Origin of the sequence: Nitrospira sp. (assembly GCA_024760545.1) — a bacterium.
Taxonomy (GTDB): domain Bacteria; phylum Nitrospirota; class Nitrospiria; order Nitrospirales; family Nitrospiraceae; genus Nitrospira_D.
This window is the reverse complement of the sequence record CP060501.1, coordinates 1,861,368-1,884,134: the sequence shown is the minus strand read 5'-3', so window position 1 is coordinate 1,884,134 and position 22,767 is coordinate 1,861,368. Positions and strand designations below refer to the sequence as shown.

Genomic DNA, 22,767 nt, shown 5'->3' with positions numbered 1-22,767 from the left:
TGAGGCGGTCTACGATCCGGTCAGCGGGATGGAATCGGTTGAGTCCGGTTACATGGGTGGAGCTCTGGGCAACCCTACACGCGAAGCAGCATGAAAGCTGTACGAGGCTCCCATTTTCACGCAGGTTGCTCCGGCCAGCCAATGGTATGAAGCGGAATCCTATCACCAGGAATATTTCGCTCGAAATCCCTTCCAAGGATACTGCCAATTTGTGGCGAGCCCCAAAATCGCCAAGTTTAGAAAGCAGTTTGCCCACTATCTAAAAACTTATGCAGCACGCACTCATCGACTGAAGAATTCAACCAAGATCTCTCGTACCGTCCCAAACACTGCCGGCTTCTGAAATACTTGATGAGTCTTCAATATCACCTCGAAGTGCACGGGGCAAAAGGGCCATTCGTTAGCCGGATTGCCTTGGACTTGGGCAATGATTAAATCCTCGGCTTGGTCGGTAGGTGGCTGGATGACGATCAGAGGGCTGTTTGGATCAAGCAAACAGGTATCGTCCGTCAGCTCTGGTCGGGTTGGACTTGGCTTGCTGATGCGCGCTTGTTGTTGGCCATCTGAAAATACCGTGTCGCCGTCGCGAAGGGGACTTGTTGGCGCAAGTGAGTATAAAACGAGCGGAGCGAGCAGAATAACGAGAGCCGCAATGCCGATTGACCAAAGAGGAGGTTCAGTAGGAGTTTGATCGGAAGTCGAAGGCATGTCTTTGGAGGTATCGTTTCCGGTATTTTACCGCAGGCCGTTACCTTTTTCTTTCCCTACTCCGAGAGCACCGCGGGTGATCGTTCCTCGAGAGTGGTGGCAGGCCTAAGGCATAATGCTTGAGAAGTGTATCTATCCAGATTAGAACAGTTGGTGACGGCTACCGCAAGCCATAATAAATGGCCGGTCAGGGATTATTTTGTTTTGATGGTGTCTTCGCCAAGCAGAGAGGGAAAAGCGACCAGGAAAGAGCAGGTCACTCGGCCTTCAAAAGACAGTTAGTTTGGGTTGTGGTCGATGTCTGAAGACCTGCTCGTCAGCTTCTTGAACAAGACGACGATCTCTCGCCGATCTGGTCGGAATAGACTGCCAAAAAGTCCTTCTCGTGAGGGAGAAACTGCAGTGATGGGTTCGAAATATAGTTCAGTTCGCTGTGGTGCAATGGGTTGCAGCGGAGTTGATCGACCATCGAGTGTAGCCCCGATGCCAGGGTCCGGCGCATAGTTCGTTGGAGATCGATAGTTGCCCAATATGAAATGCAACTCGTCGCCATCAATGAACGTTCCACCTGAGGTTACGAACATCCCACCCGAGGCTACTTTGTCAAGGAGTGCGGTTTTCTGGCTGGTTTGACCGAAGGTCACTATCTCCTCGGATTTGGCTGTTCTCAAACCTTCTGCTAAGTACGGTGCAAAGAAGCTGATTTCAGTATCATTGAAGGCCGGGTGCCGTCGTGGTTCATCGTCCTTAATCAGAAGGGACAAGGCCGATACAAGACGGGGCGGCTCCTCAATCATCACACCGGACAAGACCGCAATCATTTCCTCTGTCGTGATGGCGGCCGGGTGAGAATGCCCTCCGCCTCTTGAAGGATCTACTTCAAGTCTTACAAAACGAGATGCATCATCGTACATGGTTGCGGTCTGAAAAGGTCGGCTCTGGCAAGCCGTAAGGGAGAATAGGAGAGCGACGACAATGTAAAAGATCATGCGGCAGTTCCTCAAAACACGAGAATGCTCTTCCAAAATTACAGAAGCAAGACGGCCATGTTACCGCTCTGTAAAATTGCTTTTCAATCATTACATGTCCGCCCACTCTCTTCAAGAAGACAACAACTGCTTCTTCGACTCTAGCATTCGTCGTGCCGCTATCGGTTCTCTTGATAGGTTCAGGCAACGGCAAGAGGCCTCCCATGTTTTCCAATCGGCAAGTTGCTCAAGACCTCGATCGCAGTTGCGAACGTGTTCTTTCCAATCACTCGTTCGATTCCTCGTTCGCTGACGGGGAGTGATCAAAAGGTATGGAAGAAGTTCCCCACGAGCTGACCAGCTAAGCTCAACTGCGTGAATCGCCATGTGCTGAATGACTGGCGCCATTCCCATCCGGTTCGCCTTGGGATCAGTTCGGTTTTATTGGTTTACAGATTTGTAACTCGCAATTAACACCAGTGTAACAACACAGTTACTCACTGTTTCAGGTATGTGATTCATCCCCCAGCAGAATTAGTTTTGCAACTAGAGTCAACTCCTAGTTGTTGCGGATGTCGCACTTCACGTAGCGTCTGTCGGCGCAACTCTTCTCCTCTAGACCTAAAACCGACAGCCTTTGTACTTACGAAAAGAAGCAGCATGATTTCATCCTCTAAGAAGACGGTTGTGTTCGTTCTACTCTCTTTACTTCACCTTGTCTTTTTGGCTGAACACTCTTCAGCGGAAGACGCTGACCCCTTGGCTACCGTAAACGACGTTTCGACACTGGCTCAACATACTTCGAAGAAGCAGGTCAGCGGTGCCTTCACAATTCAGAGTTCAGAAGCACTGTACTCACTTGCCATTCGCCTGATCGCAGAATTTCAAAGATTCCAGCAGAAGATCACCGTTGATGCGGGAAAAAGAAGGTTCACAGCCGTCACGGAGTTTCTGCAGCCACCGTTCAATAAGACCGGTAAGATCGTGGTGATAGATGATCAGACCTCCAGCTTCCAACTGATTGACGCACTGCATCAGCTCTCTCATTCCGAAGCGAAGGAAGTCCTCACTCAACATGGCATATGAGCCGACCGCGATACCGGTGGGGGCGATACGGTTGCGATGTTTTCTATTCGTACTCGCCCAAGCTCAGGACGGAGCGATTACCTTGGGTGTTTTCCGCGGGCAACTGCAGTCAATGCAGAGATGCCCATCCCCTCACAAGACAAACCTGGATTCAACCCTATATAGAATTATGAGCAGGAGGATCTTGCATGAGAAGTTTGTATGGTACAGCGGGTAATGCCCAAATGATCCTTGTGACAATATTTATGGCTACATCGATCGCGCTGGTACAGCAACCTCTATTGGCTCAGGAGACTTCAACCAGTCAGAAACCATCGCAGAACCCAATAGTCACGGCACAACAGACCGATTCACCGTCTGAGAAGCAAGGATCATCACCGGCTAGCCAAGCCACACCGGGTCGAATATCTCTGGAAGATCTTCTCCTTCAGAAGGGCTCCATCACCAAGGAAGAGTGGCTCCGGATTCGATCAGAGCAAGAATATCAGGCTGTACACCAAACACGACGACTGGACAACTTGGAAGATTGGAAGAGCAGAACCGAAGTTCTTCCGATTCTGCGGGATAAGGTCAATATCGGTCTGAATGCGTTACAATTTCTGTATGGACACGTCAACGCCAATGTTCCCGAAGGAAGAAGTCAGGACAGCTTGTCTATTCGCCGCGCCGAGCTGGTTTTGTGGGGAAAACTGAGCGACTATCTTCCGCGCTGGCATATGTTGATGGAGTTTCAAAGTACGAATTTGACGAACAACACACCCTTATCTGGCACGTCCAATCCGACCGTCGCGACCTTCTTTCGCGAGGCCTATATTGATGTTCGGCCGGTTCAATCTTGGGCGCCCAATCTCAATATCATCAGGATGGGGGTCTTCCGCATGCCCTTCGGTATCTTTACTGAAACATCAGGCGGTTTGCGCGATATCATTAGTTCTCCCTATTTGAATGGAGTGGGAGGCGGTGGTGGACCAGGTCAAAATAGGAATGGCACGGGCGGGGCGATCGAGTTCCTTCAAGAACGTGATTACTTCGTCGATGTTCGAGGCAAAGTCCTGAATCGCCTCGAATACGTGGTCGGTGTCATGAACAACAATAACTTTCAAGCCAACGGCATAGTCAGTAACACGTCCGGGATCGGCGGGGCCAATCAACCGAAGGCCGTGTACACCCGCATCCGGCTTTTTGGCGACGATGTCTCGTTTGTTAGTTTCACCATGATTCAGGGGACGTCAAACAATGCCGGAACATTCATTAATGGTCGTGGCAAAGGCCACTTTGACCGCTATGGGGTGGATTTTCGTTACAACCCGAAGTTTTTGCCTGGCTTCATGGTCTATGGAGAATATTGGCAAGGGCATGACGGCTCGAATCCCACCACGGTGGGTACGGCTGCCAACGGAGATTGTCTTGACACCTGCGGTGGCTCCGGCGCGCCTGGGGCAAATCGACGCACATGGTATGTCCTGGCAAAGTATCTCTTTACGGAAGGGCCACTCGAAAACTTTGAGCCGGTCTATATGTATGAGCAGTTCGATCCGAATACCAGACTGTCGAACGATCTCTATACCAGACAAATCGTCGGCTTGACGTATTATTTTGAAAATTTCCCGCCAAAAATGCAGTCCAAAATCCAGTTCAACTATGAGTTCCGACACCATTCAGGATTGGGGCCGGGTGTGGCGCTCAATGCCGCTACGGACCCATTTGCACAAAACGCATTCTTCCTGCAGTGGCAGTTGCGATATATGTAGTTGACGATGCATGATGGAACGGCGTGAGGAGGTGAATGTGAAAATTTGTAGTGGGCTTCTGATCCTATCTTTGGCTATGGTGAGCGCCTGCGCGCCTTCCCATCATGTGTTTCCGCCCAAGACAACGGAAGGCGTGGATTTCCATTTTGATTTTGCCCTGTGGCACGATGGATCGGCATCTAAAAAAGTTCAACTCGGCGGGCGGATTGTGCGTGCTCAATCTTCCGATGACACGGTGATTATCGTCGTCTCTCAGTTGCCCATCGTCGACCATCCGGCCTACGGTCCAAAGGATAATGGGGAAAACAACGGGGAATTTGTCATCGTCTATCAGGGAACAATCGAGCTGCCGAATCTCCAACCGGGCAATCGAGTGATCGTTGTAGGGGTGACTCGTCCGTGGAAAGTCTTCACCGTCAAGAATCTTTCCCGCAGCTTTCCGGTCGTTGCTGCCCAATGTCTTCATTTCTGGAATACACAGGGACGAGAGATCTCAGACTTTCCTTACTACGAAGCAGGATACGTCACCCTCAAGCAAGAAACGGTCTGTGCAAACGCATCAACTCCGTAAGAGCAGCACCACAGAGGGGGCATGGAGTCCTTCCTTAACGTCGACAAGATGACAAACCCAATCCCCGTTAAGCGTGGCGTCGCACTGACATTGTTTGCGGGGATGGCTCTTTGTGTTTTTGTCAACATCACTGGTTGCAGCATCTTGAGCCAAGGACGATCGGTGTATGACCGAGAAGGTATTCGCATTGGGCTGGAGACCGATCCTACAGTCGCCCGTTCATCTCAACCAGTGTTAAATCACCATCCGATGGATATAACTCCAAAAAGCATGGAATTACTTCTCCAGTATATTCAAGTCAGCGGCTATAGCGGAACCCTCGTCGGCCTCGTGACAAGACCGCAACCTGTCCCTCTCTTCACCCCCAAGGAGTTATCGGCGATCTCGGGGCATCTGGTGTCGGCCTTCCGAGAGGCGAAACCCGATGAACGAGTGTCGTTTTCGTTGCCAAAGCCCGATGTAATCTATAGCGAAGATAGAACGATAGGCTTTCTGTTTTTTCGCGGACGCTATCTCCATGTCGTCGTGACAGACCATTCCTCGATTATTCGGACAGACTCAGGTGGGGGCGAAGTGCGGGATATCCGAGACACCAAGGGGATGAAACTTTCGGTGATGGCTCCAGCTCAAGTAGCAATGGTACCGGATCTCGAGGAGCCACGATGGGCGCCATTTGAGATGGTCCACCTTTCATTGAATGTCAATGAAGTCTTGGCACAGAAGGAGAAAGTCCCAAGCTCACCTTCAAATCAGGAGCGCGCGGGTTTGCCAGTTCTCACACCTGTGGCAACAGCAACAGAAAGTGGTCAAGGTCGTACGTCCTCGGAAGACCTCCAGCATCAAGTTCAAGAGCTTTCCAGTACCAATCAAGAGCTTCGGGATCGGCTGGATAAGCAAGACGCACGTATGGAACAGTTACAAGAACAGTTAAAACAGCTACGTCGCGAACCACCCCAGCCGACACCTAAGAGAAAACCTCTCAAAACCGTCCCTGCTCAATAGCTCGCTTTTGGCTTTTCTGTCTACAGGACCGAGACTTCACATACCTACTTTTTTCTCTTAGGTGTCAGGATGAATCAGTGTGTCAAAACAGCTTCCCGCTGCGCTCCAACCAACCAAATCATTTAACAAATCATTAACAATTCCGTATCGCCATCTTAATCGGGGCCCTCTATATCTCGGCGCCGTGTTCACAATCGCACTCCATGCACAGTGCGAATATGCGCCGAAAACCGAGAGGAGGAAGTTTAATGAAGAGATGGTGGTTCGCAGTTACGGTGTGTGTAATTAGTCTCGCCGGGATCGTTCAGGCCAATGTGGCACAAGCCGCTATTGAGGATCTCCTGTACGAGAAAGGCCAGATCACGAAAGAAGAATGGCTCAAGCTGAAAGCCGATGAGGAAAAAAAAGAAGCGATCATTCAAGACCGAGCAACGATTAAGAAATGGTTCGACAAGATCAGTATACGAGGCTATTTGCAGTTTCGTTATACGTACCTGCCCGGAGACAAATCCATACGGAGCGAGTACGATAGCACGATAAAGGATAATACGGGCTTCAATTTCCGCCGCGCCCGCCTGATCTTTTCAGGGGACATCACGGATTGGCTGTCCTTTTATTTGCAACCCGAATTTGCAACCGTTGTTCCAGGCACGACAAACACCGATGCGAATAATAACTTTGTCCAACTCCGCGATGCCTATACCGACATCTTTTTGCCCGTGCCTTTCCTATTCTTCGCGGAAAAGGAATTGCGTATTCGAGCCGGATTATCAAAGGTTCCGTTCGGGTGGGAAACTCTTCAATCTAGTCAACAACGAATTGCCTTGGACCGAAGCGATGGCATCAATAGTGCGGTGAATGGCGAACGCGACCTTGGGTTTTTTATCTACTACACACCCGCTGAGACGAGAAAACTATTCCGGAGACTGGTCGATTCAGGTCTGAAAGGATCTGGAGACTACGGCATATTGGGCGTTGGGGTCTATAACGGCCAAACCATCAATATTTCGGAACGAAATGACAATAAACATATCGTCCTGCATTCTACCTATCCCCTTGAATTGCCGTATGGGCAGATTGTGGAGTTTGGAGTCGATGCATACCGTGGATCGTTCAATGTCGGGGCTGCGAATATTGGGACTCTTTCAGGGACCAACCTTCCCGGGGGTATACCCCAAGTTGAAAATAAGGGCAATTACCTTGATGAACGAGTCGGTGTGCATTTTATTCTGTATCCTCAACCATTCGGCCTCCAAGCCGAATGGAACTGGGGCCACGGTCCTCAGTTGAACGCCACGCAAACAGCCATTGTAGATGGCAACATCCAGGGAGGCTACGTCCAGGCCATGTACAAGTGGGACTATAAGTGGATGACCATCATACCGTATGTGCGTTGGCAAGAATACGACGGGGGGAAGAAGCATCGAACCAATGCACCCTTCAATGTCGTCCGGGAATGGGAAATTGGCGTGGAATACCAACTTGCCAGGGCCTTAGAGTTCACGATTGCGTACGCCAGGACTAGGCGCACGGATACACAAACTGCGCCCTATCTGATCCGGGAGGGAGATATTGTCCGTACGCAGCTGCAGTGGAATTTTTGACAAATGGTCGATTCAGCATTGGGTGGCAAGCGGTCTGTCCGAGAAAAGAGCGGCGGAGGACCTGAACCAGGCAGGACGTAACACGCCTGTAACACTGCGGTAACGTGCTGATAACAGAACGAGACTATTGTGTAGAGACTATGAAAGGACTGTCTATGAATATATCAGCTGCCAAGTCTGGCTTATCGTGTTTCGCCCTCCTTGGGGCTCTTGCTTCCGTCATCCCATCGGTCTATGCCGATGATGCCATCGTGCTGGACTCGGCCTTAAAAGGCTATGTCAAAGTCAGCGGGGTATCAGGGAATGTCAACAGTATCGGTTCGGACACGCTCAATAACCTGATGACGCTCTGGGCCGAAGGTTTTCGCAAACAATATCCTCAGGTCAAAATCCAAATCGAAGGCAAGGGATCGAGCACAGCCCCTCCGGCCCTAATCGAAGGAACGGCTCTACTGGGGCCGATGTCCCGAACGATGAAAAATACCGAGGTCGATGCCTTTGAAAGAAAGTTCAGATATAAGCCCACCGCTTTTCCCGTCGCCATCGATGCGCTAGCAGTCTACGTCAACAAAGACAACTCGGTTCAGGGACTCACGATGGCGCAAATTGATGGGATCTTTTCCAAGACGCGTCGACGCGGCGCACAGGAAAACCTGGAACGATGGACTCAGCTTGGTGTTACAGGCGAAGTGGCGGCATTGCCGATCAGCATCTATGGCCGCAACTCGGCATCCGGCACCTACGGGTTTTTCAAAGAGTATGCGCTGAAAAACGGCGACTATAAGGATGAGGTCAAGGAACAACCAGGGTCCGCCTCCGTCGTGCAGGGTATCACGGAGGATCCTGCAGGCATCGGCTACAGCGGTATCGGCTATTTGACGTCCGGTGTGCGGGTCCTTTCATTGGCCGAAAAAGAAGGGGGGCCCTTTATTGCCCCTACGCAGGAAAACGCCATGAATGGTTCATATCCCCTCTGGCGGCATCTATTGATCTACGTGAACAAAGCGCCGAACAAACCGCTCGATCCACTCGTGCGGGAGTTTATCAAGTTTATCTATAGCAAAGAAGGACAAGCCATCGTGATCAAGGATGGCTTCTTTCCGCTCCCTCAGGCCATGATCGAAAAGGAATTGCCGAAAGTCGAATAGGTTTCACGCCAAGCTGTCAGGAATATGGTCATCGTGAAGGGCACATGATCGCTCACTCCCCTGTGAGAAATGCAGGACAGATGGCAATGCGGCCGTATCGGGGAGAGGAGTCGCAGTCAGGATATGAAAGTGCCGCCATTTACTCCGATACCTGCGGTTCAAGGGGAACCATCGATGAGCGGGGGATCTTTTCCCACCCCTGCCCTCGTCGGCGGAGTGATCAGCCGCCGCCGGATCAGGACCATCACGGATCGGCTTACGGGCTTCATCATCAAAGCCGGCGGCATCGGCATTATCCTTTGTATTCTCGGGATGTGTGTGTTTCTGGTCAAGGAAGTCATCCCGCTTTTTCAGCCAACCCGCGCAACATTGTCTGAGCCGATTTCCCTCTCACCTTTAGATCGCTCGTTTTCTGTCGCCATCATTGGAATCGATGAACAGCAAGAGGTCGCCTATGTGCTACGCGGTGATTCTCTTGATTTTGTCTTCTTAGGAGGGACGGCTCATACGTCGTCAAAGTTTCCGTCGCGTGCCTTGCTGCCAGATGCGTCTGTTACAGCATTAGCGCGTGCCTTCGGGAAAGGGCACAATCTGGCTATGGGCACAGGGGATGGGCAGGTCATTCCGGTGGCGATCGAATTCGTTCACGAATTTATGGGTAACGAACGCTCGATCTCCCCGGTAGTCACCGTCATGGCTCCGGTTCTTGCCGCACCGGTTCCACAAGCGATCACAAAACTGGCCTATCAGAGCACGGAATCCGATGCTCGAATCGTCGCGCTCCTGGAAGACCTACATCTCTGGCTGACCACGAGCCGGAGCACATCACGCCCTGATGGAACCAGCGAGTCGTCGATCACGCAGGTCGACCTAACATCCAGTATACCCGGTCGAATCACGGCCTTCACGCTCGGGAGTCGCGCTGAAATCCTTTCGGTGGGAACCGAAGAGGGGAGATTATATCAGCTCGATATTCGGGAACCTGCTCATCCTGTTGTGGTAGAGACAACTCAGGCTTCCGAGAAAGGCGAAGCGATTACCGCACTTGCCTACTTGATGGGGGATCGAAGTCTTGTTGTCGGCAACGCGTCAGGGAAGATTGCCGTGTGGACACCGGTGCGGGAACACCCTGGAACGAACACCACCCATATGAGAATGATCCATCGGTTCGCCTCTCAGTCGGGTCCAGTCACTGACATTACGATTTCCCAGCGTGACAAAGGCTTTATTACTACCGATGCCGGAGGGGAAATCCGGCTGCATCATTCGACGTCTGAACAAACGTTGCTGACTCTTACTCCGCAACAGGGGCTGCTTCGCAATACCTATTTTTCCCCGAAAGCGGACGGACTCGTCAGCCTGTCCGAGAATGATCGGCTGGTTCAGTACCAGATCCGTAATCTCCATCCAGAGATCACATGGCGAACCTTGTTTTCTCCGGTCTGGTATGAAGGATATGATCGGCCGGCGCTTGTATGGCAGTCATCGAGCGGATCCGACGACTTTGAGCCAAAGTTCAGCTTGACCCCTCTTATCTTTGGCACGGTGAAGGGCACCTTCTATGCGGTATTACTCGCAGTCCCGTTGTCGGTGCTGGCCGCGATTTATACGGCGATGTTCATGCATCCGAATCTCCGTGCGAAGATCAAGCCCGCGATTGAAATTATGGCGGCGCTTCCAACTGTGGTCCTAGGATTTCTTGCCGGACTCTGGTTTGCCCCTGTTCTGGAGCGGAACTTTCCCGCTATGACGGCCATGGTTCTTGTCATTCCTGTGGCCATCCTTGCCTCTGCCGGGCTCTATTTGATGCTGCCCGCCTCCCTTCGCCATCGTGTCCGGCCGGGCGTCGAGGCGTTGCTTATGATGCCGGTCATCATTGCCGTAGTCTGGGGGTGTCTGGAGACTAACACATGGTGGGAATCGCTCTTGTTCGGTGGACACTATAAGCCATGGCTGGAAACGCATCTCGGGCTAAATTACGACCAGCGAAATGCCATCGTGGTCGGCGTGGCTATGGGGTTTGCGATCATTCCTATCATCTACAGCATCTCGGAAGAAGCCCTCTCCAATGTTCCCAAGAATCTCATCGCTGGTTCCTTGGCGCTTGGTGCGACGCGGTGGCAAACGCTTGCGCATCTGGTCCTGATCTCAGCCAGCCCGGGGATCTTCTCGGCTCTGATGATTGGGCTAGGCCGGGCTGTCGGAGAAACCATGATTGTCCTGATGGCCACCGGCAATACACCGATCATGGACTGGAGTCTATTCAACGGGTTTCGAACGCTCTCCGCGAATATTGCCGTGGAGATTCCTGAAGCTCCGCACGGCGGGACCTTGTATCGCACGCTCTTTTTGGCGGGGTTGCTCCTGTTTGTTGCTACCTTTGTTCTCAACACGGCGGCAGAAGTGATTCGACAACGGCTCAGGGCAAAGTACAGTCAGTTCTAGAGCGACCGGATTTCACGGGGCGCAGTTCTAGACCGGCAGTTAGAAGCAAGCCGTTCAAAGAGTGACGGCAAACTGGTGCACGAATAATTCTATGAAACTGTGGTTCAAGCATTTTATGGCTAGCGGTGAGCTCTTCATTTGGAGTTGCGGCGCAGGTCTTTCTCTTTCGCTCCTCATGATTGGGGGGCTCCTGGTTCTTATCCTCGTCAACGGGTTCGGGTATTTCTGGCCGGCTGACCTCGTCGAATTGACGCTGAAGGATGGAAAACATGTGATCGGTCAGTTGGCCGGTGAGGAAGTTGGTCCGAAAGGCATCCCGCGAATCAGGATGAAGATTGGCAATCGTGATCTCTATGGGTTGGATTATCGGTGGATCAACACCGATCAGATCGTTGAGCGGACGAAACCGGTCGATCTTGTCATGGTGGAACGACGTGAGTGGGGCAACTTCTATGGACGCCTACGGACCCTCTTGAAAGAAGAACAGGTCGTGGCCGAGGGTGCGGATGCCGTGTGGCAGTCCTTACCTCCGCTTCTTCGGCATGCGGGATCAAGCGAGGCTGAGAATCCATATACGGTGCTTGCTATCGACGCAAATGGGAAAGAGAAATCTCTTTTGCTTGATCAAGTCATGCGCGTGTTTCGACCCAACGATCTTTCGACCTTGGACAAGATTTGGATTTACATCGGTAATGTCTGGACGGTCCTGACCACGGAGCCGCGTGAGGCTAACACCGAGGGTGGGATCTTCCCCGCAATTTTCGGCACCGTCATGATGGTCATCATCATGAGTTTCGTGGTAACCCCCTTTGGCGTGATCGGTGCCCTGTATCTCAGGGAGTATGCCCGTCAAGGAGTCATTGTGAGGATTGTCCGGATCGCGGTCAACAATCTCGCAGGGGTTCCTTCGATCGTCTTCGGTGTGTTTGGATTGGGATTCCTTGTGTATGGCGTAGGCGGCACGTTGGATGCGCTGTGGTTTTCCGAACGGCTGCCGTCTCCCACGTTCGGCACGGGTGGTATCCTTTGGGCCTCTTTGACACTCGCGCTGCTGACCGTTCCGGTCGTGATCGTCGCAACCGAAGAGGGACTTGCTGCAGTGCCGCGAGAATACCGAGAGGGATCGATCGGTTTGGGTGCGACAAAATGGGAAACGATGTGGAAGGTCGTGCTCCCTACGGCGCTCCCCGGCATTCTCACAGGACTGATCCTCGCCATGGCCCGTGCGGCCGGCGAGGTCGCGCCCTTGATGTTGACCGGTGTGGTGAAACTAGCGCCAGCTATGCCGATAGACGGGACATGGCCGTTTCTTCATTTGGATCGAAAGTTCATGCACTTGGGCTTTCATATCTATGATGTAGGTTTCCAATCGCCGAATGTTGAGGCGGCCAAGCCTATGGTCTATGTGACCACATTGGTATTGATTCTTGTGGTCGTGACGCTTAATCTGACGGGCGTCGTCTTGAGAAATCGGATGAGGAGGAAATATGCTGGATCAGCAGTATGAAGTGATGTCCAGTGTCCCTCCCCTCGCACCCCCTTCTTCCTCACTGGAGATGGAGAGTATGGAGCCGAGTGATTCCAAGATGTCGCATCATAGTGTTGCACAACAGCCGGCCAAACTTCAGGTGCAGGGCTTCAACTTTTTCTACGGTCCGGTTCAGTCGCTGTTCAAGATCGAACTGGAGATTCCAGAAAATCATGTGACCGCGTTCATTGGGCCTTCAGGCTGTGGAAAATCCACATTGCTCCGCTGCATGAACCGCCTGAATGACCTCATCGAGGGAGCGCGGCACGAAGGAAATATCCTCCTCGACGGCATCGATATCTTTAACCCGGCGATCGATATTACAGACCTTCGAAAGCGTGTGGGCATGGTGTTTCAAAAATCCAATCCCTTTCCCAAGTCTATCTATGAAAATGTCGCCTATGGCCCACGACTGCAAGGCTTGAAGAGTCGGTCGGTGTTGGAAGACATCGTCGAAAGAAGCCTCAAAGGGGCCGGCTTGTGGGAAGAAGTGAAAGACCGACTCCACAAGAGCGCTCTTGGTTTGTCCGGCGGTCAGCAGCAACGACTCTGTATTGCACGGGCCTTGGCGGTCAAGCCGGACGTCCTGCTGATGGATGAGCCCTGTTCCGCGCTGGATCCGATTGCCACCGGGATCATCGAAGAATTGTTATTTTCACTGAAGAAGGAGTTGACCGTCGTCATCGTGACGCACAACATGCAACAAGCGGCACGGGTGTCGGACTGGACGGCGTTCATGTACCTCGGTCAACTAGTCGAGTTCGGTCGTACCAAGCAGCTGTTCACCAACCCTGCGAAGAAGCAGACGGAAGACTATATTACCGGACGATTCGGGTGACCCGATGGCTCAGCGACATTTCGACGAAGAACTCGCGGAATTGAAGACGAAGCTGGCGCGGATGGCCGGTCTCGCTGAGGATCAGATCGACAAGGCGTTGACCGCGTTGGTCACACGCGATTCGGCTCTGGCCTGCCGGGTGATCGAGCGCGACCACAAAGTGAATGCGATGGATGTGGAGATCGACGAAGCCTGCATCGAGTTGTTGGCGCTTCACCAGCCAGCCGCGCGTGACCTACGATTGGTCACCACGGCCATGAAAATCTCGACCGAACTCGAACGAATCAGCGATCTCGCTGAGAACGTCTCTGAACGTGCGATCGAATTGAACGAAGAGCCGCAGCTGAAGCCGTACATCGATATTCCGAGGATGGGAAGTCTTGCGCGGAGGATGGTGAAAGAAAGCATCGACGCGTTCATCAAAGAAGATGCCAATCTGGCCAGAAAAGTGCTCACGGATGACGATTTTGTCGATGATCTGATGGAACAGTTATTTCGTGAGCTGCTCTCCTTTATGATCGAGGATCCTCCCACAATTACCCGTGCCATCCGGTTGAGCTTTATCGCAAAATATCTTGAACGGGTGGCCGATCATGCCACCAATATCGCTGAGCTGGTGGTCTATTTGGTGGAAGGCAAGATTATTCGGCACACAGCACCCTCAGTCCCGTTGTGATGCGCAGAATCGTTCTCCGTTCAGTGCGGACAGCCCGCCAGGGGTGGTGATACGGATGCGTGTTCGTTTGAAATGACCCTCCCCCTGTGCTAGCATCCGCTTCATGGGTGCCACCACCTCGGCTAAGCGGGGCGAAGCCCGCCGTGCCCCTTCTCCCCCTTCTCATATTCAGCGGGAAGTGATCGGCGTGATCTTGATCGCATTGAGCTTGCTCATGCTGTTGAGTCTTCTGTCGTTTGTGCCCGGGGAAGCGCAGATTGTGGCATCCGGAACTCCGGCTGCGAGACCGCCTCAGAATCTCATTGGTTCCTTTGGCGCGTTGTTGGCCGGTGGGTTCTTTTATACCATCGGTGGAGCGGCCTACCTCTTTCCCTTGCTTTTAGGCCGGTTAGGCTTTCGCTGCTTCTCCCAGGCACCGGTGAGTATCAGATTCCGAACGGCTGCAAGTTCCTTAGCCGCCGTCTTCTTTCTGAGTGCGTTTCTGCATCTTGAAACGACCGGGGTGCCGACGCTCACGAGCGGGATGATTTCCCGGGGGGTGGCCGGCGGGATCGTCGGTCAGACGATCGCCGAAGGCCTTCGCGCTGTGTTTGCCGGGACCGGCGCCCATATTCTTATAGTCGCAGGATTTCTTGTGTCGCTCTTGCTGACAACGCCGCTGTCATTAGCCGAAGTCGTGCGTCGCATGCCGGAACGTTGGGGTGCTCTTCGTGAAGGGATATCCGCCATGATGCCCGAGCGACCGGTTGAGGTCCAGAAGGAGGTCGGCAATCGCAGGCAACGGGTCAAAACCCCCAAGCCGACCCCAACTGCACAAGAGGAGTCATTTGCTGAAGGAGTTGAAGAGCCAAGACCAACTCCGACTCCTCCAACTCCGATCATTCAGCCATTCCCTGTCTCAACTCCGCCAGTAGAATTAGAAGCGGCTGAGCCGGATGTGATGGCTTTACAGGCGGAGTCCGGGGAGTATCAGCTACCGGATCCTGAAATTCTGTTAAGTGATCCCTCTGGGGCGATGGATCGGATGTCGGATGAAGAGCTCAAAGCGCAATCCGAGGTCTTGTCACGAGCCCTGATGAGCTTCGGCATTGAGGGCACCGTGACAGAAGTGAGGCCCGGCCCCGTCGTTACGATGTATGAATTCGAGCCGGCGCCTGGTACGAAGGTCGCCCGCATTGTGAATCTAGCTGATGACCTCGCGTTGGCGCTCAAGGCGACGAGTCTGCGAATCGTCGCGCCATTGCCCGGTAAATCAGTGGTTGGGATCGAAGTGCCAAATCGGTCCCGAGAGACGGTGTCCCTGAAAGAAGTCGTCATGAGCGAATCCTTCCGTCGGGCACGATCCAGGCTGACACTCGCGTTGGGCAAGGATATTTTCGGTGCCCCGATTACCGCAGATCTGAAGACCATGCCGCATCTCTTGGTGGCTGGCGCGACCGGTGCCGGGAAGAGCGTCAGTTTGAACACGATGTTGCTCAGTATCCTCTTTGCCGCCAAGCCGAGCGAAGTGAAGCTCCTGCTCATTGACCCGAAGATGCTCGAGTTTCAATCATACGAAGGGATTCCACATCTATTGAGACCAGTGATTACGGAGCCCAAATCAGCCGCAAGAGGGTTGGGATGGGTCGTCGCTGAAATGGAGCGGCGGTATAAGCTATTGGCTGAGGCCGGGGTACGGAATATCGATGCCTACAATCGAAAGGTTGCCGGTTTGCATGAAACCTTCGCTGAAAACAACGCGCCGCCGGTCGAACAGCCTGAGCTTCCGATGCAGTTCCTCTCTGAAGAGGAGCGCCTCTCTGCCGGTGAAACCTCAATTGCCGAGGGAGAGCAAGGTTGCATGCAACCGAAGCCGACGCCGCCGGAACCGTTACCCTTTATCGTCGTCATGATCGACGAATTGGCGGATCTGATGATGGTCGCTCCCAAGGATGTCGAAGATAAGATCGCCCGACTCGCACAGATGGCCAGAGCGTCCGGGATTCATCTCGTGCTGGCCACCCAGCGTCCATCCGTGGATGTGCTCACAGGCCTGATCAAGGCGAATTTCCCCGCACGCATCGCGTTTCAAGTGTCGTCAAAGACCGACTCACGGACCATTCTGGATGCGAACGGAGCCGAGGCTCTCCTGGGCCGAGGCGATATGCTGTACTTGGCTTCCGGCACGGGCCGCCTCGCTCGTCTGCATGGGTCCTTTGTGTCGGATGACGATGTCCGATCGGTTGTTGAGTTTGTGAAGAAGCAAGCACTCCCGATCTACAACCAAGAGCTGCAATCGCTGAAGTCGGAAGAGGCGGCGGCGGAGGAGGCCAGAGACGAGGTGTATGAACAGGCCAAAGATCTGGTACTGTCGACCGGCCAAGCTTCGGCTTCTTTGATTCAGCGCCGCTTGCGGGTAGGCTATCCTCGAGCAGCGCGTATGATTGAACAGATGGAATCGGAAGGAATCGTGGGGGCGGCGGGGCGAGACGGGCGTCGTGAAGTCCTTGGGCGGCGCGGTCCGGTTGGTGCGACGGAAGCATGATACACTGGCGGCTGGCGGCATCGTTGAGCATCGCGTTTGTCTTGCCGGTTTGGGCCGCAGGCGGACCGGTTGATGAGAAGGCCTTGCAGGAAGTCCGTGGGGTCGTTAAGCAGTTGCAAGCGCGGTATGAAAAAACGAAAGATCTGCAGGCCGACTTTTCTCAAAAAACCAAGATCGAGGGGTTTGAACGGCCTGTAACGTCGGCCGGCAAAGTGTATATCAAAAAGCCTGGTCGTTTGAGGTGGGACTATCTTGATCCGGCGAGCGAGCAAATTTATGTGAACCAGGACGATGTGAAGGTGTACGTCCCCGAACATAAGCAGGTTTTGGTCGGGAAACTGACGCAAATGGCCGCTTCCCAAGCGCCATTGGAACTGCTGCAGGGAGCAGCAAAATTGGATGAGTCGTATGAGATTGAACCCACCACCGGAACGGAGCGTGGAGTGGGTAGCATCCCGCTGATTACGCTCATTCCCAAAGGCAAGGAACATGACTCTGCCCAGGGCCTTCAGAAAATCGTCGTCGAGGTCTTTCCCAAAACCTATTTCATCCGTACCGTGTCTCTTTATGAAATCAGCGGCAATGTGGCCGTCTTTGAATTTTCGAACTTGAAACCCAATCTCGGATTAGGTAATGAGGTATTCGACTTTAAAACACCACCGGATACCGAAGTTGTGAGGGCTCCAGTATTGAATGGGCCGTAGGGAGCCGGCGTCATTCATCGGGCCAATCTCAAGTTATTGAAAAGGTTGAAGGTCTCATGCGATTGAGGAATACGGGCGTAACGGATAGAAGCAGAGGGTGCACTGAGTCATGATCGTTCACGAGAACATGGTAATGGAAGCTGTCGACCAGGCGGTCGCTGCATTGGATTTCGCTCGTCTCCGCCAAGAGTATTGGGAGCAAAACGAGTTCTTAGTTATCAAGCAATTCTTGCCCCGCGCCTTTGTAGAGGAAGTGCTCGTTCCCCAGGCCCAGGGTGTCAAAGGGGAACTCAATCGCAATTACATTCCCGGTCATAAGAAAGGCGGGAGCGTCAGTTACTATACGGTGCAGGAGAAGGCTCCACGCTTTCTCGATCTCTACCGTGCCGAATCTTTCAGAGAGTTCTTAAATCGGCTCGTTGATGCGAAGCTCATGTTTTGCCCCGACAACGATCCCCATTCATGCGCCCTCTACTACTACACCGAACCGGGTGACCATATCGGTTTCCACTACGACACGTCCTATTATAAAGGCGCGCGTTATACGATCCTGATGGGGCTTGTCGATCGGTCTACTCATTGCAAACTGGTCTGTGAGTTGTTCAAGGACCACCCGACCAAGCAGCCGCGTCATCTTGAACTGGTCACTGAACCTGGTGATATGGTGATTTTCAACGGTGATAAGCTCTGGCATGCCGTCACACCACTCGGGGAGGGGGAAGAGCGGATCGCCTTGACGATGGAGTACGTCACCAACCCGGAGATGGGTACCGTGAAGCGGCTCTATTCCAACCTCAAAGACTCCTTCGGCTACTTCGGCTTCAAATCGGTCTTCAAACGGGCGCTGGGCCTGAAATAACCCTCGGTTGGCTGAAGCTCCTCCTGATTGAAATCTATTTTACAAGGAGATTGTGCGTAGAGAATCGTTCGCAATACCGCTCTGCTAACAAGGCTTGGGGTGGACTGTGACTGGTACGGCAAGATCAAGATAACGTTGCCTGTAGCGAACGACGAGCTGATCGAAAAGACGCTACTGGTGCAGATGTTTCATGGCGGCGGCGCACAGAATGATGAAGAACCCCATCCACAGAGCCGCTCGCTGGAAGGGAATAGCCTCATACGATTCCGTGTCGTCGGCTTCGTCTTCAGATTTGAAAATGACGGTATAGAGAAATAGCGTGAGAAGCCCCAATACGAGGAGAAGCTTAATCATGAAGACCATCAGGTACTTGGAGTGGTGCTGAACGCCGGCGCCGGTTTGCGAGATCAGGACCTGATTGACGTAGTGGAGGTTCACACCCCCGGTGAACAGCAGCACGACCAAGAGACCACCGGCGACCTTTTTATAATGCTGATAAAAAACATCTGTGATGGGCTTGATCTGATCTTTCGAAACCGCCTTCTTCAATCCGGGTGTGACCGCCATGACGAGAAATGCCAGGCCGCCGATCCAAATGATTGCTGAAAGCAGGTGAAACCAGTGGTTGACGATGGGGATCAGGATGTTGAGATCGGTGGTGACGCTTTGAAGGGTATCCATAGGTGAGGGTTATGCGTGAAGGGTGAAGCGCACGAAATCCACGGCTAGAACTTAAAGACAGGCGCATCGTTGCCGAATCGCTTCTTGCGCAGTTCCTCCATCAATTCGACGGTGATGAGCGGGATATTGTTTTCACGGGCATGCTTCTCCACACCCTTCTTGACCATGGCGCGTAGAAAGTAGGGGATACGGCTCAACCTGAGCGCTGAAGCGTCATCCCAAGCAGTTTCAGACTCTTCGGAAACATTGAACGCCACCTTGATTTTCTCTCCACCCTTTGGCGTGTACAGGCACCACTGATCTTCATCCAGCCAGTCCCCGTGGTCGACATAGGGGCGGGCGCGGCAGCCCCCGCAGATGTCACTGTATTCGCAGTCGCCGCATTTTCCCTTGAGCTGAGGGTACCGGAACGAGTTGAAGATGTCCGATCGCTCCCAGAGATCGACGAAACTATGTTGACGCAAATTTCCGGCGGACAGCGGCATATAGGGACAGGGCGTCAATTCACCGTTGGGCGTCACCCTGGCGTAGTTCGTTCCGGCGAGGCACCCTCCCCCCATGTATCCGGTTGCCTTGGTAATCGGGGAGTTAGGGTCCTTTTCATAGGCCAGCCGTTTGAAGTGTGGTGCACAGCGGGCACGCACTAACATGCCCTTGTAATTATCTTGGCATTCAACGAGATACCCGAGCACTTCTTCATACTGAGCGGGCGTGATATCAGTCAGTTCCTCGCCTCGTCCCGTACACACCATGAAAAAGACGTTCAATACGCGGGCTCCGAGCCGATGCGCCCAGTCAATGACGTCGGGCAGCTCCTTATAATTCATCGGCTGCGCGCTGAAATGCACTTGAAATTGGAGGCCATTCCGCTTGCTGGCCTCAATACCCGCCACCGCAGCTTCCCAGGCTCCTGGCACGCCCCGGAAGGCGTCGTGTTTGGCTGCCTGCAATGAATCAATACTGATGCCGACACCCATCACACCGATCTCCACGAGGGTCTTGGCCAGGTGGTCGTTGATCAGCATGCCGTTTGTGCCAAAGACCACCATGAAACCGAGCTTGACGGCGTAACGGGCGATGTCGAGGATATCCGGCCGGACCAACGGCTCGCCTCCCGTGATGACGAGGAGGCACCCCTTATTCACTTCCGCAATCTGATCGATCAGCCGGTAGCATTCTTCGGTGCTTAGCTCGTCCTCTCCGCCCGCTGCTTTGGTCGTCGCATCGAGATAGCAGTGGTTGCATTTGAGGTTACAACGCTTGGTCAAGTTCAGCGCGACGAGATAGGGCTTGAAGTCGTCAACCGTCCGACCGTCGAATGGCCCTTCCCCCTTCGGGGCTGGGGTAAAAAATTGAGCAATTTGCTGTTGCAGTGAACTCAGGGCGCTCTGAGACGAAGGACCGTTGAAGATGGGAAGAGATTTGCCCATGGTGTCTAGTGCTGAGTATCGAGGGTTGAATTCTGAGTTATATGTAAAGGCACACTCAGCACCACGTCCTCAGGACTAGGTACTGGTCTTACCGGTGAGGTTGGCGATCATGTCCTTGAGATTACCGGTCTTCATGGCTTCCGCCATGTATCCCTTGGCCTGTTCGATACCTTCATTTGCGACCTCAATGGTAATCACGGTCGCTCCAATTTTCTCGGCATGCTTGAGAATCAGTGCCTTGGTGCAATCACGCATGAAACCTTCCGGAGCCCGATCCAATCTGGCCTGTGCGTCCTCTGTCCAGGAATACCGTGATGTCGCTTCACTGTGGCCGTTCGCGCCATTCTCATTTGCGGCTGTAAGCGTGGCTTCCGCGGCAGGCGATGTGCCGGTACCCTTATTTGAAAAAATGGGGGTATAGTCTTCGGCAGCCGCTTCCTTGATCATCGGTGCTGCATATTCAAGCGTGATCGTCGTCATGCCCAGCTTCCGCGCGCTCTTCTCAATTCTGGCCTTCGCACGCCTCCGTTGAAAGCCGGCCGGTACCGCGCGGATGGCTTCTTTCGCGTCCTTGGTCCATTGCATCGGCACGTCATCGTACGCGACATCTGTCTCCAGATCGCCTTCAGCCGTCGCTGCCACTTCGAAGATCTTCTTATCGACCTGTTTGAATTTCGTCCCATCCGCACTGCACACGGGACATCTGACCGGCGCGTCGCCCTTCCCGATGTACCCGCAGCCGTCACAGACAAAATAGTTTTGACCCATGCGGTCCAAGTAGGCTTGGGTGGAGGCATCGATCTGTTTCGGCTTCTCCTCGACGATCTGGGTCATAATCCCGCTCAACGTCGGGCCCATGAGATCTTTCGTGACAGCCTCGTCGGCCTGCATCTTGTCGCGGTCGATACCAGCCGCATCCAGGCTGCCACCGAGCGCCCGCATGGCATCCATCGCGCCTTTGGGCAGGATGTGTCCGACTGCGGCATCCACCACGGTGTTACTGATGATCGTATGGCCTTTTTCAATGGCATATCGATGAATGGCCGTTTTAGCGACCCCTCGTGCGAAGACGGGGATCTTCTCCATCCGCCGTAGCGCTTCTTCGGTCCAGGCGATCGTGTACTCGGCTTGCGTATCGATCGGTGGAACATACTTGCGGTTGGAGATCAGCACGTTACAAGGTGCACTGCGGAGCAGGTTTTCCGTGTTGCTGCCGACGTCCATGTCCTCGTCGCTATGGACCCCGATGCGCCCGACAATCAGCAAGGCTGGGACATCCTTGCGGACATACTGAATGATTTTTTCGAAGGCCTTGCCGTCGAGCAACGTCGTTTTCACATCGGTTTGCTCGGCTTGGGCTATTTCACGAGAAATGTCCAGATGAGACTGGTAGATCTTGGCCAGGCCGCTATCGATAATTTCTTCGTGCAGTTTTTCCTGTTCTTTGAAGCGGAACACCTTGCCGGCTTCCTCGTTTAAAACCCCGGAAATGCTGTGGAACGCGGCGTAGTGAAAATAGGGGTCGAATGCTGAAATCGCCTCAACCGGCATATTGAACGCTTTGCCGAGAGCGAGACCCGTCATCAGTCCGCCGAACGAGTAGGGGCTGCCATCGACAGCCACCACGATTTTGCCGCCATTCAAGGGCTGAATGTTCTTGATGATGAGCATGTCGGAATTTCGGACTCGGCGGACAACGCGTTCGGTATTGCTGCCGATCACACTGTCTTTGACCGCTCCGACCCCCAGTGCCCCCATGATGACGAGGTCATACCCGTTGGTATTGATATCCTCAGCCAGCACCTTCCAATTTCGCCCTTCGAGCGATCGCCGCTCGATCGGGAGATTCGCTTCGGTACATTTCTTATCAACGTAGTCGAGATAGGAATCGGTGATGATTTGGAGTCCGCGGGTGATCAGCGAATCATGAATCTGGCGCTGACGGTCGAGTTCTTTTTCATCGTGATATTCTTCCGGTAAGCCGGCTTCCATCTGTTTGAAGCGTTTGTCATGCATTTTTGCCGCATAGACATGGCTTCCCACGATCTTGGAGCCGAAGGTTTTGGCCAGGTGAACGCCGACATCCACTGCTGAATTGGAATGGTCGGAATTGTCGACCGGAATATAGATGGTCTTATACATTGAGGCGCCTCCTTAAGGCGCGATCTTGATTAGGGGCTAACGCGTGTAATTGTATGAAAATCCAAACGATTAACGTACCACTCCACTCTATGAAGAAGGCAA

General features: G+C 53.2%; 18 protein-coding genes and 1 pseudogene. 14 read left to right on the top strand and 5 right to left on the bottom strand.

Annotation, left to right across the window (positions count from 1 at the left end):
* Window positions 1-28 precede the first annotated feature (28 nt).
* Window positions 29-343: pseudogene (locus H8K03_08935) on the top strand (peptide-methionine (S)-S-oxide reductase).
* On the opposite strand, the gene H8K03_08930 reads toward H8K03_08935, so the two are convergent.
* The gene (locus H8K03_08930) at window positions 283-708 is read right to left on the bottom strand and encodes a hypothetical protein (protein ID UVT22578.1); all 426 of its coding nucleotides are present in this window, start codon (window positions 706-708) and stop codon (window positions 283-285) included. The pseudogene H8K03_08935 and the gene H8K03_08930 sit on opposite strands and share 61 nt — an antisense overlap.
* 278 nt (window positions 709-986) lie before the next feature.
* Window positions 987-1,697: a hypothetical protein gene (locus H8K03_08925; protein UVT21997.1), complete on the bottom strand. Its 711-nt coding sequence runs from the start codon at window positions 1,695-1,697 to the stop codon at window positions 987-989.
* A gap of 639 nt (window positions 1,698-2,336) precedes the next feature.
* On the opposite strand from H8K03_08925, the gene H8K03_08920 reads away from it, so the two are divergent.
* The 13 genes from H8K03_08920 (at window position 2,337) to H8K03_08860 (ending at window position 18,412) form a co-directional block, all read left to right on the top strand.
* Window positions 2,337-2,762, top strand: coding sequence for a hypothetical protein (locus H8K03_08920; GenBank protein ID UVT21996.1), 426 nt, complete (start codon window positions 2,337-2,339; stop codon window positions 2,760-2,762).
* Window positions 2,763-2,950: 188 nt separating this feature from the next.
* Window positions 2,951-4,513 carry a hypothetical protein gene (locus H8K03_08915; protein UVT21995.1) on the top strand — a complete coding sequence of 521 codons (1,563 nt, stop codon included), beginning with the start codon at window positions 2,951-2,953 and terminating at the stop codon, window positions 4,511-4,513.
* Between the two features lie 37 nt (window positions 4,514-4,550).
* A complete protein-coding gene (locus tag H8K03_08910; GenBank protein UVT21994.1) occupies window positions 4,551-5,084 on the top strand; it encodes a Slp family lipoprotein in 534 nt (177 codons plus the stop codon).
* Between the two features lie 21 nt (window positions 5,085-5,105).
* Window positions 5,106-6,086, top strand: a complete 981-nt coding sequence (locus H8K03_08905; GenBank protein ID UVT21993.1) for a hypothetical protein — start codon at window positions 5,106-5,108, stop codon at window positions 6,084-6,086.
* Between the two features lie 248 nt (window positions 6,087-6,334).
* Entirely contained in the window at window positions 6,335-7,690 is a 1,356-nt protein-coding gene (locus H8K03_08900) for a porin (GenBank protein ID UVT21992.1), read from the top strand.
* 155 nt (window positions 7,691-7,845) lie between these two features.
* Entirely contained in the window at window positions 7,846-8,838 is a 993-nt protein-coding gene (locus H8K03_08895; GenBank protein ID UVT21991.1) for a phosphate ABC transporter substrate-binding protein, read from the top strand.
* A gap of 174 nt (window positions 8,839-9,012) precedes the next feature.
* Window positions 9,013-11,283 (top strand): ABC transporter permease subunit, encoded by a 2,271-nt coding sequence (locus H8K03_08890; protein ID UVT21990.1) that lies wholly within the window; start codon window positions 9,013-9,015, stop codon window positions 11,281-11,283.
* A 91-nt stretch (window positions 11,284-11,374) separates the two neighbouring features.
* Window positions 11,375-12,790 (top strand): phosphate ABC transporter permease PstA, encoded by a 1,416-nt coding sequence (gene pstA, locus H8K03_08885; GenBank protein ID UVT21989.1) that lies wholly within the window; start codon window positions 11,375-11,377, stop codon window positions 12,788-12,790.
* A gap of 49 nt (window positions 12,791-12,839) precedes the next feature.
* Window positions 12,840-13,649 carry a phosphate ABC transporter ATP-binding protein gene (locus tag H8K03_08880; protein UVT22425.1) on the top strand — a complete coding sequence of 270 codons (810 nt, stop codon included), beginning with the start codon at window positions 12,840-12,842 and terminating at the stop codon, window positions 13,647-13,649.
* A 4-nt stretch (window positions 13,650-13,653) separates the two neighbouring features.
* Window positions 13,654-14,325 (top strand): phosphate signaling complex protein PhoU, encoded by a 672-nt coding sequence (gene phoU, locus H8K03_08875; protein ID UVT21988.1) that lies wholly within the window; start codon window positions 13,654-13,656, stop codon window positions 14,323-14,325.
* A gap of 103 nt (window positions 14,326-14,428) precedes the next feature.
* Complete coding sequence (locus H8K03_08870; GenBank protein ID UVT21987.1) at window positions 14,429-16,849, top strand: DNA translocase FtsK 4TM domain-containing protein; 2,421 nt, start codon at window positions 14,429-14,431, stop codon at window positions 16,847-16,849.
* On the top strand, window positions 16,846-17,553 hold the full coding sequence (locus H8K03_08865) for an outer membrane lipoprotein carrier protein LolA (GenBank protein UVT21986.1): 708 nt from the start codon (window positions 16,846-16,848) through the stop codon (window positions 17,551-17,553). Before H8K03_08870 ends, H8K03_08865 begins: the two co-directional genes overlap by 4 nt.
* A gap of 109 nt (window positions 17,554-17,662) precedes the next feature.
* Window positions 17,663-18,412 carry a 2OG-Fe(II) oxygenase gene (locus H8K03_08860; protein ID UVT21985.1) on the top strand — a complete coding sequence of 250 codons (750 nt, stop codon included), beginning with the start codon at window positions 17,663-17,665 and terminating at the stop codon, window positions 18,410-18,412.
* 171 nt (window positions 18,413-18,583) lie between these two features.
* Here H8K03_08860 and H8K03_08855 read toward each other — a convergent pair whose 3' ends face one another.
* The 3 genes from H8K03_08855 to H8K03_08845 all read right to left on the bottom strand — a co-directional run bounded on the left by H8K03_08855 (window position 18,584) and on the right by H8K03_08845 (window position 22,665).
* Window positions 18,584-19,093 carry a hypothetical protein gene (locus H8K03_08855; protein ID UVT21984.1) on the bottom strand — a complete coding sequence of 170 codons (510 nt, stop codon included), beginning with the start codon at window positions 19,091-19,093 and terminating at the stop codon, window positions 18,584-18,586.
* Between the two features lie 44 nt (window positions 19,094-19,137).
* Window positions 19,138-20,523 (bottom strand): radical SAM protein, encoded by a 1,386-nt coding sequence (locus H8K03_08850; GenBank protein UVT21983.1) that lies wholly within the window; start codon window positions 20,521-20,523, stop codon window positions 19,138-19,140.
* A 75-nt stretch (window positions 20,524-20,598) separates the two neighbouring features.
* Window positions 20,599-22,665 carry a universal stress protein gene (locus H8K03_08845; protein UVT21982.1) on the bottom strand — a complete coding sequence of 689 codons (2,067 nt, stop codon included), beginning with the start codon at window positions 22,663-22,665 and terminating at the stop codon, window positions 20,599-20,601.
* Window positions 22,666-22,767: the final 102 nt, after the last annotated feature.